Source organism: Streptomyces sp. CC224B (assembly GCF_030010595.1).
GTDB lineage: Bacteria > Actinomycetota > Actinomycetes > Streptomycetales > Streptomycetaceae > Streptomyces > Streptomyces longispororuber.
In genome coordinates this window covers 1-14,359 of sequence record NZ_JASCXL010000174.1, presented here as the reverse complement: position 1 = coordinate 14,359, position 14,359 = coordinate 1, and the positions used below count along the sequence as shown (strand labels likewise).

13 protein-coding genes are annotated in these 14,359 nt (G+C 73.6%); 5 read left to right on the top strand and 8 right to left on the bottom strand.

Annotated features, from left to right (window positions below):
* The first annotated feature begins 517 nt into the window (after positions 1–517).
* Together QK440_RS39020 and QK440_RS39015 are read left to right on the top strand one after the other, a co-directional pair.
* Entirely contained in the window at positions 518–1,159 is a 642-nt protein-coding gene (locus QK440_RS39020) for a helix-turn-helix domain-containing protein (RefSeq protein WP_190138930.1), read from the top strand.
* An 88-nt stretch (positions 1,160–1,247) separates the two neighbouring features.
* The gene (locus QK440_RS39015; RefSeq protein ID WP_282798011.1) at positions 1,248–2,057 is read left to right on the top strand and encodes a hypothetical protein; all 810 of its coding nucleotides are present in this window, start codon (positions 1,248–1,250) and stop codon (positions 2,055–2,057) included.
* Positions 2,058–2,238: 181 nt separating this feature from the next.
* Here the strand turns inward: QK440_RS39015 and QK440_RS39010 are convergent, their stop codons facing one another.
* The 6 genes from QK440_RS39010 to QK440_RS38985 form a co-directional block, all read right to left on the bottom strand.
* A complete protein-coding gene (locus QK440_RS39010; RefSeq protein WP_282798010.1) occupies positions 2,239–2,838 on the bottom strand; it encodes a helix-turn-helix domain-containing protein in 600 nt (199 codons plus the stop codon).
* An 88-nt stretch (positions 2,839–2,926) separates the two neighbouring features.
* A complete protein-coding gene (locus QK440_RS39005; protein ID WP_282798009.1) occupies positions 2,927–3,901 on the bottom strand; it encodes a glycine betaine ABC transporter substrate-binding protein in 975 nt (324 codons plus the stop codon).
* Positions 3,898–4,842, bottom strand: coding sequence for an ABC transporter permease (locus QK440_RS39000; RefSeq protein ID WP_282798008.1), 945 nt, complete (start codon positions 4,840–4,842; stop codon positions 3,898–3,900). Before QK440_RS39000 ends, QK440_RS39005 begins: the two co-directional genes overlap by 4 nt.
* On the bottom strand, positions 4,839–6,050 hold the full coding sequence (locus tag QK440_RS38995; protein WP_282798012.1) for a betaine/proline/choline family ABC transporter ATP-binding protein: 1,212 nt from the start codon (positions 6,048–6,050) through the stop codon (positions 4,839–4,841). The genes QK440_RS39000 and QK440_RS38995 overlap by 4 nt, the downstream gene beginning before the upstream one ends.
* 115 nt (positions 6,051–6,165) lie before the next feature.
* Positions 6,166–6,813 (bottom strand): ABC transporter permease, encoded by a 648-nt coding sequence (locus QK440_RS38990; protein WP_282798007.1) that lies wholly within the window; start codon positions 6,811–6,813, stop codon positions 6,166–6,168.
* Between the two features lie 251 nt (positions 6,814–7,064).
* On the bottom strand, positions 7,065–7,532 hold the full coding sequence (locus QK440_RS38985) for an Lrp/AsnC family transcriptional regulator (RefSeq protein ID WP_190138935.1): 468 nt from the start codon (positions 7,530–7,532) through the stop codon (positions 7,065–7,067).
* 121 nt (positions 7,533–7,653) lie between these two features.
* On the opposite strand from QK440_RS38985, the gene hppD reads away from it, so the two are divergent.
* Positions 7,654–8,799 carry a 4-hydroxyphenylpyruvate dioxygenase gene (hppD, locus tag QK440_RS38980; protein WP_282798006.1) on the top strand — a complete coding sequence of 382 codons (1,146 nt, stop codon included), beginning with the start codon at positions 7,654–7,656 and terminating at the stop codon, positions 8,797–8,799.
* A 942-nt stretch (positions 8,800–9,741) separates the two neighbouring features.
* Here the strand turns inward: hppD and QK440_RS38975 are convergent.
* Positions 9,742–11,292 (bottom strand): tetratricopeptide repeat protein, encoded by a 1,551-nt coding sequence (locus tag QK440_RS38975; protein ID WP_282798005.1) that lies wholly within the window; start codon positions 11,290–11,292, stop codon positions 9,742–9,744.
* 97 nt (positions 11,293–11,389) lie between these two features.
* Between QK440_RS38975 and QK440_RS38970 the strand changes: the two genes are divergently transcribed.
* Complete coding sequence (locus QK440_RS38970; protein ID WP_282798004.1) at positions 11,390–12,760, top strand: FAD-linked oxidase C-terminal domain-containing protein; 1,371 nt, start codon at positions 11,390–11,392, stop codon at positions 12,758–12,760.
* 52 nt (positions 12,761–12,812) lie between these two features.
* Here QK440_RS38970 and QK440_RS38965 read toward each other — a convergent pair whose 3' ends face one another.
* On the bottom strand, positions 12,813–13,292 hold the full coding sequence (locus QK440_RS38965; RefSeq protein WP_282798003.1) for an SsgA family sporulation/cell division regulator: 480 nt from the start codon (positions 13,290–13,292) through the stop codon (positions 12,813–12,815).
* A gap of 292 nt (positions 13,293–13,584) precedes the next feature.
* Here QK440_RS38965 and QK440_RS38960 point away from each other — a divergent pair.
* A partial coding sequence (locus QK440_RS38960) for a DUF2510 domain-containing protein (RefSeq protein WP_282798002.1) occupies positions 13,585–14,359 on the top strand: 775 nt, incomplete at its 3' end.

The window sequence follows — 14,359 nt, the reverse complement described above, 5'->3', positions numbered from 1 at the left end:
CTCGATCCGCGCCCACTGGGCGTCAGTCAACGACACACCCAGACCAACGACCGGATGATCCGAAGGAAACGGCCTAGGGCTCCCCTCGCGGGGAGCCGGGCCATCCCCGTGGCCCGCCTTCGGGGGCCTTGCCGTCGGTACCGGACCTGCGGGTCGTGGGTGGCTGAGCGCGCAGTTCCCCGCGCCCCTTCGGGGCGCTTCCAGCCGGGACGCTCCCAGCCGGGGCGCTCCCTCCCGGGGGCCGATTTCAGCCCTGGCGTCACCGGAAGGTCGGGAAACGTGCGCGGTTCGTGCAGGCGGGGTGCATTCCGCGTCCACATACGGGGGCGCGCATCGGGGCAAAGCGGACTGTCTTTCCTTCCCCTTGACCGGATTCTGGACGGAGTCTTCCGCTGAGCGGGACGCCCTCGCTACTGTCCCCGCTACACAACGCCCCGTGGCAGCGCCGCCCCGGAGCGCAGCCGGTGCCCGCCGCAGAGGGGGCCGTCGACCCTCACCAACTAAAGGAGTGGGCGTCGTGACCGCGGAGACTTCTCAGACGCTCGACCGAGGACTGCGCGTCCTCAAGCTGCTCGCCGACACCGACCACGGCCTGACCGTCACCGAGCTGTCCAACAAGCTCGGCGTGAACCGCACCGTGGTCTACCGCCTGCTCGCCACGCTCGAACAACACGCGCTCGTACGCCGCGACTTGGGCGGCCGCGCCCGCGTCGGCCTCGGGGTGCTGCGGCTCGGCCGGCAGGTGCACCCGCTGGTGCGCGAGGCGGCGCTGCCCGCGCTGCGCGCCCTCGCCGAGGACATCGGGGCGACCGCGCACCTGACCCTGGTCGACGGCACGGAGGCGCTCGCCGTCGCCGTCGTCGAGCCCACCTGGACGGACTACCACGTGGCGTACCGCACCGGGTTCCGCCACCCCCTGGACCGGGGCGCCGCGGGCAAGGCGATCCTCGCCGCCCGGCAGGGGCAGATCACCGACCCCGGCTTCGCCCTCACCCACGGCGAGCTGGAGGCCGGTGCCAGCGGGGCCGCCGCGCCGCTGGTCGGGGTGACCGGCATAGAGGGCAGCGTCGGCGTGGTCATGCTGGCGGACTCGGTGCCGGAGCGGGTGGGGCCGCGGGTGGTGGACGCGGCCCGCGAGGTCGCCGAGGCACTGCGCTGAGGCGGACGGAACCCGTCCGGCGCTTGCGGACGAGCAGGGCCGAAGGCCGCGATCCACGGCGGGCCGGGCCACCGGTTACATTGAGGCGGTGCTGTCCCGTCTCGCTCGATTGAGCCGCCCCCAGGCCCTGGCCCTGTCCGCGCTGCCGGTCGCCGCGCTGCTCGGCGTCACCGCGTTCGCGCCGCTGCCGTTCTCCGTCGCCCAGCCGGGCGGCACCGCGGACGTGCTCGGTGAGCACGAGGGCAAGCCCGTGCTCACCGTCTCCGGGGCGCCCACGCGCGAGACCGAGGGCGAGCTGCGGATGACGACGATCGTGGCGACGGGCCCGCAGATGACGGTGCGGCTCGGCGACGTGATCGACGGCTGGTTCCGCACCGACCGGGCCGTGATGCCCAGGGACTCCGTGTACCCGGAGGGTGACAACGAGAAGGAAGTCGAGGAGCACAACCTCGGCGACATGCGGGAGTCGCAGGACGACGCCACGAAGGCGGCGCTCGGCTACCTCAGGAAGAACGGCGTGCGGGGCACCGAGAAGGTCACGGTCAAGGCCGACCTCGGCAAGATCGGCGGGCCGAGCGCCGGGCTCTTCCTCGCCCTCGGCATCATCGACAAGCTGGACGGGAACGGCAGCGGCGGCGATCTGACCGGCGGCCGGACGATCGCCGGGACCGGCACCATCGAGGCGGACGGCACGGTCGGCGCGGTCGGCGGCGTCTCCCTCAAGACGCGGGGCGCCGCCCGTGACGGGGCCACCGTCTTCCTCGTACCGAAGGCCGAGTGCGAGGCGGCCGAGGCGGAGAAGCCGAAGGGGCTCCGGCTGGTCCCGGTCACCACGCTGTCCGGTACGGTCGACGCGCTGCGCGCTCTGGCCAAGGGCGGGAAGGTCCCGACCTGCTGACCAGGAGCAGGCCCAACTCGACGAGGGCCCAGCCCAGTTGAGCCCGGAACGGGGGCCTCGGCGGCCTGCGGGCGAGGGTGCGGCGCCGTAACTCCTCGGCGTGGACGCGGTGCAGCAGCAGATGGACGTCGGGGTGCTCGGCGTGCATGGGGGTGCTCCTTTCGAGCGGGCGGTGGTCGTCTCAGGTCGCGGTCCGCGTCGGGAACTGGTGCAGGTGGACGCGGACCGTGGCCGCGTCCGGCGCGTCCGCCTCCGGGGCCAGCGCGCGGTAGCTCTCGATGAGGGCGTGCACCTTCCGGCCCAGCTCCGCGCTCAGCTCCGGGGTCAGGCGCAGCGTGAAGTCGCTGACGTCCGAGCTCTCCACCCACTCCTTCGGCCAGTCGTCCGTCGTGCCCAGCCAGGTGGACAGCTCCTGGGAGTGCTGCGTCGCGCTCTCGTACAGCAGCGTGCCGACCGCGCCGCGCACCTCCGGGTCGGGGTCCGTGCGCAGCTCGTCGCCGAGCATCGTCCCGTCGTACACCGCCCGCCACCAGCGCTCCCGGCCCGTGCCGCGCTCCGGGGCGTCCTCGACGAAGCCGTACTCCGCGAGCTGGCGCAGGTGGTAGCTGGTGGCGCCGCTCGACTCGCCGAGGCGGTCGGCCAGTTGGGAGGCGGTGGCCGGGCCGTCGCGGCGCAGCGAGGACAGCAGGCGCATCCGCAGCGGGTGGGCGAGCCCCCGCAGCGAACGGGCGTCGAGGTGGTGGATCTTCCGCTGCGCGGGCCGCTCCGGCTCTCCGGTCATGACAGCAGCGTACGCGTGCAAAGATTCCGTTGCAACGGGTTCTTTGCAACGAACCCTTTGCATGGAACTCCACCCGCCCGCACCGGAGTTACTCCTTCACGAACCCCTGCTCCACCATCCAGTCCTTGGCCACCTCGTGCGGGTCCTCGCCGTCCACGTCCACCTTCGCGTTCAGTTCCCGCGCCACCGCGTTCGTGAGCTTCTTCGTGACGGGGGCCAGGACCTCCGCGATCTCCGGGTGCTTCTTCAGGGTCCTGGCGTTGATCTCGGGCGCGGCGTTGTAGTTGGGGAAGAAGCGCCGGTCGTCCTCCATGACGCCGAGGCGCATCGCCTTGATGCGGCCGTCCGTCGTGAACACCTCGCCGAAGGTGCAACTGCCCTTCTTCACCTGCGTGTAGATGATCCCGGTGTCCATCTGCGTGATGTTCCCCGCCGGGAGCCTCATGCCGTACGCCTTCTGCATGCCGGGCAGGCCGTCCGCCCGGTTGGCGAACTCGCCCTCCACGCACACGGTGACCGCCTTGGGGTTCCTCCTCGCGAGGGCGGCGACGTCGGAGAGCGTCTTCGTGCCGTACTTCCGGGCGTTGGCCGCGTTCGTCGCGAGGGCGTAGGTGTTGTTCAGGGCGGCGGGCGGCAGCCAGCTCACGCCGTTCTTCGCGTCGGCGTCGCGCACCGCCTCCCACTGCTCGTGCGGGTCGGTGATCGGCTTGGAGTTGCCCTGGTACGTGATCCACGCGGTGCCCGTGTACTCGTACATGGCGTCGGCGTCACCGCCCTTGACCGCCTCGCGGGCGCCGATCGAGCCCTGGATGCCGGTGCGGTCCAGGACGTCGGCGCCGGCCGCCTGGAAGGCGATGCCCATGACGGCGCCGAGGATGAGCTGCTCGGTGAACTCCTTGGAGGTGACGGTCAGTTTCGCGCCGTCCAGCGGCCGGCCCCGCCCGACGGTGCCGGGCTCCACGTCGTCCACCATCGGCGAGCCGCTGGTCAGGCCGCAGCCGCCGGCCGCCACCACGGCCACGGCCAGCGCCGCCAGCGCCTTCGTACGCCCTCCGGCCCTCATGACCGCACCTCCAGGCCGCGCGGGCTGAGCACGAGCTCGGCCAGCGACGCCAGCCAGTCCACCAGGAGCGCGAGGACCACGGTGAGGATCGAGCCGAGCATCAGGACCGGCATGCGCTGGTTGGTGATGCCCGTGGTGATCAGCACGCCGAGGCCGCCCCCGCCGCCGAAGGTCGCCAGCGTCGCCGTCCCCACGTTCAGGACGAGCGCGGTGCGCACCCCCGCCAGGATCAGCGGGACCGCCAGGGGCAGTTCGACCCGGGTGAGGACGCCCAGCGGCGACATGCCGATGCCGCGCGCGGCCTCCAGGAGCGTCGGGTCGTTCGCCCGCAGGCCCGCGATCGTGTTGGAGAGGACCGGCAGGACGGCGTAGATCACGATGCCGGTCAGGGCCGCCTTCTCGCCGATGCCCAGCCAGATCACCAGCAGGGCCAGCAGGCCGATCGCGGGCGTCGCCTGGCCCGTGTTGGCGAGGGCCATCGCCACCGGCGCGCCCTTGCGGAACCGGCGCCGCGTCAGCAGGATGCCCAGCGGGATCGCGATGATCAGGACGAAGAACGTGGAGAGCGCCGTCAGCTCGATGTGCTGCCGCAGCGCCTTGGCCACCTGCCCGTCGGAGAGGGCGTTCCGGGAGATCGCGTCCAGGTCCGCCTGCGCGAACCAGAGCCAGGTCGCCAGCAGCACCGCCGCCAGCAGCGCGGGCAGGAAGGTCAGCTTCTGCCAGGTCACCCGGCGCGGCTCGCGCGCCACCGGCGACGCGGACGGCCGCGGCCCGGCCGGGTCCCCGGCGCCGTACCCGCCGGGGGCCTCGCCGTACTCGTCCTCGTACGCGTCGCGGAAGGCCAGCCCCTTGACCTCGTGCTCGCCGGGCGGCCGGGCGGCCTCCCGGGGCACGGGCCGACGGCCGGGGACGCGGGGTTCGTTCCCGGGCGTCGGGCTCATGCCTTCGCCTCCCCGCCACCGTCGCCTTCCTGCTCCTTGCGGGTCAGGCGGGCGCGCTGCTCCTCCAGCTCGTGCTGGTGCTCCAGGGCGTCGAGGCGGTCGGCCTCCAGCATCTCGTGCACGGAGTTCATCAGGGTCTCCATGTCGACGACGCCGGTGTACTCGCCGCGCCGCCCGGTGACCGCGACCCGGCCCGCGTTGTCGGTGAGCACCGCCTCCAGGGCGTCGCGCAGCGTGGCGTCCCTGGTCACCGTGTCGTGCACGAGGGTGCCCGCGCGGGCCAGGGAGCCCTTGGCGCGCATCAGGTCGCCGCGGCGGAGCCACTTGTAGGGGCGGCCGCGCTTGTCGAGGAGCAGCAGCTCGTTCGTACCGGACGCGCGCAGCTTGGTGAAGATGTCCTGGAGCGGGTCGTCGATCGTCACCGTCGGCACGTCGGCCATCTCCACGTCGCGTACGCGGGTCAGGTTCAGCCGCTTCAGCGCCGCGCCCGCGCCGACGAAGCCGGAGACGAAGTCGTCGGCCGGGTTGGTGAGGATGGCCTCGGGGGTGTCGAACTGCGCGATGTGCGAGCGCTCGCGCAGCACCGCGATGCGGTCCCCGAGCTTGATGGCCTCGTCGAAGTCGTGCGTGACGAAGACGATCGTCTTGTGCAGCTCGTGCTGGAGGCGGATCAGCTCGTCCTGGAGGTGGTCGCGCGTGATCGGGTCGACCGCGCCGAACGGCTCGTCCATGAGCAGCACGGGCGGGTCGGCCGCCAGTGCCCGCGCCACGCCCACGCGCTGCTGCTGGCCGCCGGAGAGCTGGCGCGGGTAGCGGCCGTGGAACTCGGCCGGGTCGAGCCCGACGAGGTCCAGCATCTCCTCCACGCGCTCTTTGACGCGGGCCTTGCCCCAGCCGACCATGCGCGGGACCAGGGCGATGTTCTGGGCGACCGTCATGTGCGGGAAGAGGCCGGAGGACTGGATGGCGTACCCGACCTTGCGGCGCAGCTTCACCGGGTCGATGTCCGTGACGTCCTCGCCGTTGATCCGGATGCGGCCGCCGGTCGGCTCGATCAGGCGGTTGATCATCTTCAGCGTGGTGGACTTCCCGCACCCCGAAGGGCCTACGAAGATGACGGTCTCACCCGCCTTGATCTCCATGCTGACGCTGTCCACGGCCGGCTCGGCGCTGCCCGGGTAGCGCTTGGTGAGGTTCTCCAGCTCGATGGTCGCGCCGGAGGCGGCGGCCGGGGCGGCGGGTGAGGTGGCGGTGGAGCCCGCCTGGTCGGTGACCGCGCCCGGCGCCCTCGGGTCGGGGGACGGGACGGGCCTCTCCGGCGTCTCAGACACGGATCCCCCTCGGAATCGTCAGGCGGCCGATCAGCACGTACGCGGCGTCGAAGAGCAGCGCCAGGACGACGATCCCGAGCGTGCCCGCGAGCACCTGGTTGAGCGCGTTCTTGCTGCCGAGCGAGGCGATGCCGCGGAAGATCTCGTTGCCGAGCCCGGGCCCGGAGGCGTACGCGGCGATCGCGGCGATGCCCATCAGCATCTGGGTGGAGACCCGGATTCCGGTGAGGATCGGCGGCCAGGCCAGCGGCAGCTCGACCCGCGCGAGCCGGTGCAGCCGCGACATCCCGATGCCCTTCGCGGCGTCCACCAGCGCCGGGTCGACGCCGCGCAGGCCCACGATCGCGTTCCGCACGATCGGAAGGAGCCCGTACAGCGTCAGGGCCGTGACCGTCGGCGCGACACCGAGGCCCACCACCGGGATCAGCAGACCGATCATGGCGAGCGACGGGATCGTCAGGATGGTGGACGTCACCGTGGTGGCGAGGTTGCCCGCCCACTCGCTGCGGTACGTCACCACACCGATCAGCACGCCGATGACCGTCGCCACCACCATGCACTGGAAGACCGCGCTGGCGTGCTGGTACGCGTCCGCCAGCAACTGCTGGTGACGGGTGCCGAGGTAGTCCCAGAAGTTCACAGTGCCGCTCACCTCACGGGGCGCGCTCAGACGGCGCCGGGGGGATCCCGGGGCCCTTGTGCGTCGGGTGCCGTGTGCCGTGTGCTGTGCGTCGGGTGCCGTGTGCCGTGTGCCTCCTACTCCTTACCCATGCCGGCACCCCTGCCAGCACCGGTGCCGAGACCCGTCCCGGCACCCGCGCCGGGACCCTTGGCGGCACCCGTGCCGAAACCCGTGCCGACGCCCGGCCCGCCCCGTCCCGCCCGGGGGCGTCAGGCGCCGGACGCCTGTTCCACCAGCGGGACGATCCGCAGCGGAACGGGGTTCTCCATGACGATCGCCGTGGAGGCCCGGACGATGCCATCAAAACCCAGCACCCGGTCGATCACACGCTGGAGATCCGCGTTCGAACGGGCCACCAGGCGGCACAGCATGTCGCCGTGGCCGGTGATGGTGTGCAGCTCAAGGACCTCGGCGACGGTCGCCAAGTGGGCCCGCACGTCGGCGCCCTGGCCCTGTTTGATCTCCAGCGTCGCGAACGCCGTGACCGGGTAGCCGAGCGCCGCCGGGTCCACCTGCGGGGCGAATCCGCGGATGACTCCGTTCGACTGAAGGCGGTCCATGCGCGCCTGCACCGTGCCGCGCGCCACCCCGAGCCTGCGGGACGCCTCCAGGACGCCGATGCGCGGCTCGCGCGCCAGCAGCACGAGGAGCCTGCCGTCCAGATGATCGATCGCCATGCCGCCTCCCGAATAGTCATGATGTACAGAACGCCCGCCAGTATGGGCCCTTCGCTGTGCAGATTGACCAGGAAATGCGCGAACTATTGCGCATCTTGCGGATCGGCGGCAGCCTCGGCCTATGACTCAGACCACACACACCACCCCCGAAACCGCGCGCGAGGCCGACCCCTTCCCGGTGAAGGGAATGGACGCGGTCGTGTTCGCCGTGGGCAACGCCAAGCAGGCCGCGCACTACTACTCCACGGCGTTCGGCATGAAGCTCGTGGCCTACTCCGGACCGGAGAACGGCAGCCGCGAGACCGCCAGTTACGTCCTGGAGAACGGCTCCGCCCGGTTCGTCCTCACCTCCGTCATCAAGGCGTCCACCGAGCGGGGCACCTTCCTCGCCGACCACGTGGCCGCGCACGGCGACGGCGTCGTCGACCTCGCCATCGAGGTGCCGGACGCGCGCGCCGCGTACGCGTACGCCGTCGAGCACGGCGCGCGCGGCATCGAGGAGCCGTACGAGGTGAAGGACGAGCACGGTGTCGTGGTCCTCGCCGCCATCGCCACCTACGGCAAGACCCGCCACACCCTGGTCGAGCGCAAGAACTACGACGGCCCGTACCTGCCCGGCTTCGTGGCCGCGTCGCCGCTCGTGGCCCCGCCCGCCAAGCGGACCTTCCAGGCCATCGACCACTGCGTGGGCAACGTCGAGCTCGGCAGGATGAACGAGTGGGTCGCCTTCTACAACAAGGTCATGGGCTTCACGAACATGAAGGAGTTCGTGGGCGACGACATCGCCACCGAGTACTCGGCGCTGATGTCCAAGGTGGTCGCGGACGGCACCCTGAAGGTCAAGTTCCCGATCAACGAGCCCGCCATCGCCAAGAAGAAGTCCCAGATCGACGAGTACCTGGAGTTCTACGGCGGCGCCGGCGTCCAGCACATCGCCCTCGCCACGAACGACATCGTCGCGACCGTCCGCACGATGCGGGCCGCGGGCGTGCAGTTCCTCGACACCCCCGACTCCTACTACGACACGCTCGGGGAGTGGGCCGGTGAGACGCGGGTGCCCGTCGAGACCCTGCGCGAGCTGAAGATCCTCGTCGACCGGGACGAGGACGGGTACCTGCTGCAGATCTTCACCAAGCCGGTGCAGGACCGGCCGACGGTGTTCTTCGAGCTCATCGAGCGGCACGGGTCGATGGGGTTCGGGAAGGGGAACTTCAAGGCGCTGTTCGAGGCGATCGAGCGGGAGCAGGCGAAGCGGGGCAACCTCTAGAGGTGCCCGGCCCCTGACGGGGGCCTCTCACCCACCCGCCCGCCCATGACGGCCCGGCTTCGCCTGCCGGGCCTGGGCGGGGGGCGCTGCGGCTGCCTGCCCTGGCTTCCGCCGCTGCGAAGTTTCCCACCCGCCCACCCGTGCTGCCCCGGCCTTGCGGGCCGGGGTCCGGCGCGGAGCGCTGCGGCTGGTCGCCCACGGGTCCCGCCGCTGCCGCGGCGGTGTCACCCACCCGCCCACCCGTGGTGCCCGGCCTTGTGGGTTGGGGTCCGGCGCGGGGCGCTGCGGGTGGGTGCCTAGGGTTTCCGCCGCTGCCGCGGCGGTGTCTCCCGCCCGCCCACCCGTGGCGGGCTGGCTTCGCCTGCCGGGCCTGGGCGCGCGGGGTGCTGGGGCTGACCGCCCATGGTTTCCGCCGCTGCCGCGGCGGTGTTTCCCGCCTGCCCGTCGCGTCCCGCTCCCCCTCACGGCGGGGGCGGGTGGGCGGGTCCGCCCGGTGGTGAGTCCTGCCTGGCCTTGGCGCGGGGTGCTGGGGCTGGCCGCCCATGGTTCCGCCGCTCCTGCGGCGGTGTCTGCCGCCTGCCCGTCGCGCCCCGCTTCGGGACGAGGACCTGACACCTCGCCCCTCACGGCGGGGGCGGTGGGTGGGCCCGCCTGGTGGTGAGTCCTGCCTGGTCCTGGCGCGAGGCGCTGGGGGTGGGTGCCCATGGTTTCCGCCGCTGCCGCGGCGGTGTTTCCCGCCTGCCCGTCGCGTCCCGCTCTCCCTCCCGGGGGGGGGGGGTGGGGGGGTCCGCCCGGTGGTGCGCACTGGGCATTCCGCTGTGGGCCGACTCAGGTGCCCCGGCGCTGTGTCGTTGCTGCTGTGGGCGAGCGATCGTCCCGCCGGGCGAAGGGGGGCTCCCCTGTGCGGGCGAAGCCGAGAACCCCCAGGTGCAGCCCCGCGGCTCAGCGGGCGCGCCCAGGCTTCGTCGGCTTCGCCGCCTCCGTGCCCGGCTGGGCGTAGACCTCGGCCGGGCCGCCCTCGGGCGGGTCGCCCAGGGCCGCCAGGGCCCGGCGGGCAGCGGGGGCGCCCAGGGGGGAGAAGTTCGGGTGGACCCGCAGCGCCAGCGAGAGGTGCCGCCGCGCGGCCCCGTACCGCCCCAGCTCCCGCTCGATCATCCCCCGGTGGTAGGCGAACACCGCGCTGCGCGGCCCCTTCTCCATCGCCTCCTCTGCCAGTTCCAGCCCGGCCTCCGAGTCCCCGGCCCGGTGCAGCGCCCACCCGAGCGCGTCCGCGTTCTGCGGACTCCCGTGCCGCTTGAACTCCGCCCGCAGCCGCCGCACCGCGGCCTCCGCGTCCCCGTGGTCCGCCTCGAAGAGCCCGAGCACCCGCTCGTGGTTCACGCCCTCGCGCCCGGCCTCCCGCACCCGCGCCCGCAGGACGTCGTACTGCGCCCGCGCGGCCGGCATCAGCTTCAGCGACTCGTACACCTCGCCCAGCTCCAGGGCGTAGACGGGTTCCGGCCACCGGCTGAGTACGCTCCGGTAGGCGCGCAGCGCCTCCGAGGTGCGGCCGAGCGCCGCGAGGGCGCGCCCCTTCACGGCGAGCGAGGGATGGTGCCCGGGATCCGCCGCGAGCGCCGCCTCGGCGTAGCGCAGCGACTCCGCGGGCTCCCCGCGCTCCCAGGCCAGCTCCCCGACCCGGTGCAGCGCCGCGGCCCGCTCGGCGGGCCCCCGGGCCAGGGCCGCCGCGTCGGTCAGCTTCGCCGCCGCGTCCTCGCGCCAGCCCCGGTCGCGGTAGACGAGGCCCGACCAGGTCATCACGGCGGCCCCCGACGTCAGGCCCTGGAGCTTCTTCAGCGACCGGCCCACCGCCTTGGCGGCCCCGAGCCCCCGGTAGGCGTCGATGAGCACCGGGTACGTCGCCCACCGCTTCGGCGCGAGCCGCGCCGCCCGCTCGCCCCACGTGCGCGCCGCGCGGTGGTCGTGCCGCGCGTTGGCGAGCGCCGCGAGCCCGGCGAGGGCGTCGACGTTCCCGTCGGGCCAGGCCTTCAGGGACGTCCGCAGCGCGTGCTCGGCCTTCGGGTACGACGCGAAGTCCCCGGTGCGCAGGCCCCGTTCGACATACGCCGTGCCGAGCACCGCCCACGACGGGGCGTCCCCCGGATGCGCCCGCAGATGGGCCTCGCGCTCCCTGATGAGCGCGGCCAGGTCGGGCAGCGCGGCCGGGGCCCCGGCGCCCACCGCGGCGAGCGCCCGCCCCGACGGCCCGAGCGCGGGCCGCGCCGTCCGCTCCGCCCGCTCATCGGCCCAGGGCTCCCACACGAGGACCCCGCCGAGCACCGCGGCCCCCGCGACGGACGCCACCACCGCGCGCCACCGGGCCCGGCGGGGGCGGCGCGGCCGCTTCCCCCCGCGCAGCCGCTCCCCACTGAGCAACTGCGCAAGGGACCCGGCCGGACCCAGCGCGGGGACCTCGGGCGCCGCCTGCGGGGCGTTCGGTTTCTGGGTCTCCATGGCGTAACTGTGCGTCAATACGAAGAGTGCGTCCCGGCACGTGAAGGGCGCCGCACACGGGTTCACACCGATGGCCCCCGGGTGCGAGGCTGTGATCATGAGCAGCGCCCTCGTCGAAGCCCTCCGGGCGGGTCTGCCCGCCGACGCGGTCCTCACGGACCCCGACGTCACGTCCTCGTACGCGCACGACATGGCGAGCTTCTGCGAGGCCGGCGCCCCGGCCGTGGTCGTCCTGCCGCGCACCGTCGAGCAGGTCCAGCACGTCATGCGCACGGCCACCGCGCTGCGCGTGCCGGTGGTGCCGCAGGGCGCGCGCACCGGCCTGTCCGGCGGGGCCAACGCCAGCGACGGCTGCGTCGTGGTCTCGCTGGTCAAGATGGACCGCATCCTGGAGATCAGCCCCGTCGACCGGATCGCCGTCGTCGAGCCCGGCGTCGTCAACGCCACCCTCTCGCGCGCCGTCGCCGAGCACGGCCTCGCCTACCCGCCCGACCCGTCGAGCTGGGAGATGTGCACCATCGGCGGCAACATCGGCACCGCCTCCGGCGGCCTGTGCTGCGTCAAGTACGGCGTGACCGCCGAGTACGTCCTCGGCCTCGACGTCGTCCTCGCCGACGGCCGCCTCCTGCGCACCGGCCGCCGCACCGCCAAGGGCGTCGCCGGGTACGACCTCACGCGCCTGTTCGTCGGCTCCGAGGGCAGCCTCGGCATCGTGGTGAAGGCGGTCCTCGCCCTGAAGCCACGCCCGCCCCAGCAGCTCGTCCTGGCCGCCGAGTTCGCCTCGGCGGCCGCCGCCTGCGACGCCGTCTGCGCCGTCATGGAGAAGGGCCACCTGCCCTCGCTCCTGGAGCTGATGGACCGGACGACGATCCGGGCCGTCAACTCCCTGGCCCACATGGGCCTGCCCGAGACCACCGAGGCGCTGCTCCTCGCCGCCTTCGACACCCCGGACCCGGCCGCCGACCTCGCCGCCGTCGGCGCCCTGTGCGAGGCCGCCGGGGCCACCCAGGTCGTCCCGGCGGAGGACGCGGCCGAGTCCGAACTCCTGCTCCAGGCCCGCCGCCTGTCGCTCACCGCCCTCGAAGCGGTCAAGGGCACCACGATGATCGACGACGTGTGCGTGCCGCGCTCCCGCCTCGGCGACCTGCTCGTCGGCGTCGAGCGCATCGCCGAGAAGTACGCCCTGACCATCGGGGTCTGCGCCCACGCCGGCGACGGCAACACGCACCCCACCGTCTGCTTCGACGCGGCCGACCCCGACGAGTCACGGCGTGCCCGCGAGTCCTTCGACGAGATCATGGCCCTCGGCCTGGACCTCGGCGGCACCATCACCGGCGAGCACGGCGTCGGCGTCCTGAAGAAGGAGTGGCTGGCGCGCGAACTCGGGCCGGTGGGCGTCGAGATGCAGCGCGCCGTCAAGGCCGCCTTCGACCCGCACCACCTCCTCAACCCCGGCAAGCTCTTCTGAGCCCGCTCACCTCGTCCCGCCCCCGCGGCGGGTGTCCCCTGGCCGGCTGCGCTCACTCACCGTCCACGGACTCGTCCGAGGGCCACGGGTCGCGCAGCCACAGCTCGTCGGCGCGGCCGGGGGTGGGTGCGAGCAGCTCGGCCAGGCCGCCGTCGATGCCGAGCCGCTCGGCCTCAGAGCCCGGAGGGACCACCCGCAGCGTCCGCTCCAGCCAGGCCGACACGGCGGGCGCGGGCGCCTCCAGGAGGGCGTCCCCGTCCGGCGAGCTCAGCGCCATCAGGACCACCGAGCGGCCCTCGACCTTCGTCGGCCACACCCGCACGTCACCGTGGCCGCACGGCCGGAACACCCCCTCCACCAGGAGTTCCCGGGCGAACGTCCAGTGCACCGGGTTCTCCGAGCCGATGTGGAAGGCGATGTGCACGGCGTAGGGGTCGTCGGTGCGGTAGGTGAGCCGGGCCGGGACGGGGACCACGCGTTCCGGCGACAGGACCAGTTTGAGCTCCAGCTCGCGTTCCACGACGGTGTACATGTCCGCGCTTCCTCTCTGTTGTCTCGCGTCTGACCGCGGGCCGTGGGACGGGCCCGCGAAGAGCGAGAGCGCGAAAGGCGCCGGGCATTACGCGACTTCGGGAAAGTTTTTCGAGGGACGCCCCCGGACCCCGCGCGGGCGGACCGTGGACGGGACCGGGGCGGACGGGGCGGAGGCCGGGGAGGAACCGTGCACGGAAGGGGGCGGTGCGGCGGGAGCGGCCCGGCGGGGCGCACCGGTCTGGTAGATGTGGAGCCTCACACGACCCCCGAGCAGATACGGGACGACGGACATGAGCGCCCCAACCCCGGCCCCCGGCGACGACAGGCCCCGCGAAGGCTACTACCCCGATCCGTCCATCCCCGGCTACGTCCGGTACTGGAACGGCACGGCCTGGGTGCCCGGTACGAGCCGTCCGGCGCCGTCCGACGGAGAGCCCCTGCCCGCGCCGCCGCGCGCGACGGCGCGGGCAGGGGCTCCCGCGCCGAAGGTCGAGGAGACCGGCCCCGTCTTCTTCGACGAGGAACCGGAGGGCGTCGCCCAGTCCGAGGAGCCCGCCGACGCCGAGCAGGAGCCCGCGACGGCCTGGGCCGCGGACGCCGCCCGGCAGAGCGGGCTCGGCGGGGAGCAGGACCAGCGCGTGTCGTGGGGCCACCCGGAGCCGCGCGACCCGAGGCTGTCCGGGGAGCCCGCGGCCCGCGCGGACGGTGCCGCGCCGGGCACCGCCCGTGGCACCGCGCACCGCGTACCCGCGCAGGCCCGCACCGAGAACGGCACGGACGGCACCGAGGCTCCCGGCGCCAGCGGCGGCCCCGCCGTCAAGCCGGGCACGCCGACGCCTCCCACCGGCGAGGGAACGGTCACCTTCCGCCGCCCCACCGGACCGGTGAAGCCCGCGGGCCCGGCCGCCCCGGACGCCTCCGCCGGGGCGGAGGGCACGATGGCCATCAGAGCCCTGCGCGCCAAGCCGGCACCGGGATCGGGCCCCGCGGCGCCGACGCCCCCGGCCGCGCCCGCCACGAGCACGCCCGCCCTGGCCGCGCCCGCCACGAGCGCGCCCGCCGCCG

Excerpts from the sequence above, each read along its gene's own strand:
- hppD (WP_282798006.1), top strand. The coding sequence starts at position 7,654 with ATGACTCAGACCACACACACCACCCCCGAAACCGCGCGCGAGGCCGAC.
- QK440_RS38965 (WP_282798003.1), bottom strand. The coding sequence starts at position 13,292 with ATGTACACCGTCGTGGAACGCGAGCTGGAGCTCAAACTGGTCCTGTCG.
- QK440_RS38975 (WP_282798005.1), bottom strand. The coding sequence starts at position 11,292 with ATGGAGACCCAGAAACCGAACGCCCCGCAGGCGGCGCCCGAGGTCCCC.
- QK440_RS38970 (WP_282798004.1), top strand. The coding sequence starts at position 11,390 with ATGAGCAGCGCCCTCGTCGAAGCCCTCCGGGCGGGTCTGCCCGCCGAC.
- QK440_RS39005 (WP_282798009.1), bottom strand. The coding sequence starts at position 3,901 with ATGAGGGCCGGAGGGCGTACGAAGGCGCTGGCGGCGCTGGCCGTGGCC.
- QK440_RS39000 (WP_282798008.1), bottom strand. The coding sequence starts at position 4,842 with ATGAGCCCGACGCCCGGGAACGAACCCCGCGTCCCCGGCCGTCGGCCC.
- QK440_RS38985 (WP_190138935.1), bottom strand. The coding sequence starts at position 7,532 with ATGGCGATCGATCATCTGGACGGCAGGCTCCTCGTGCTGCTGGCGCGC.
- QK440_RS39010 (WP_282798010.1), bottom strand. The coding sequence starts at position 2,838 with ATGACCGGAGAGCCGGAGCGGCCCGCGCAGCGGAAGATCCACCACCTC.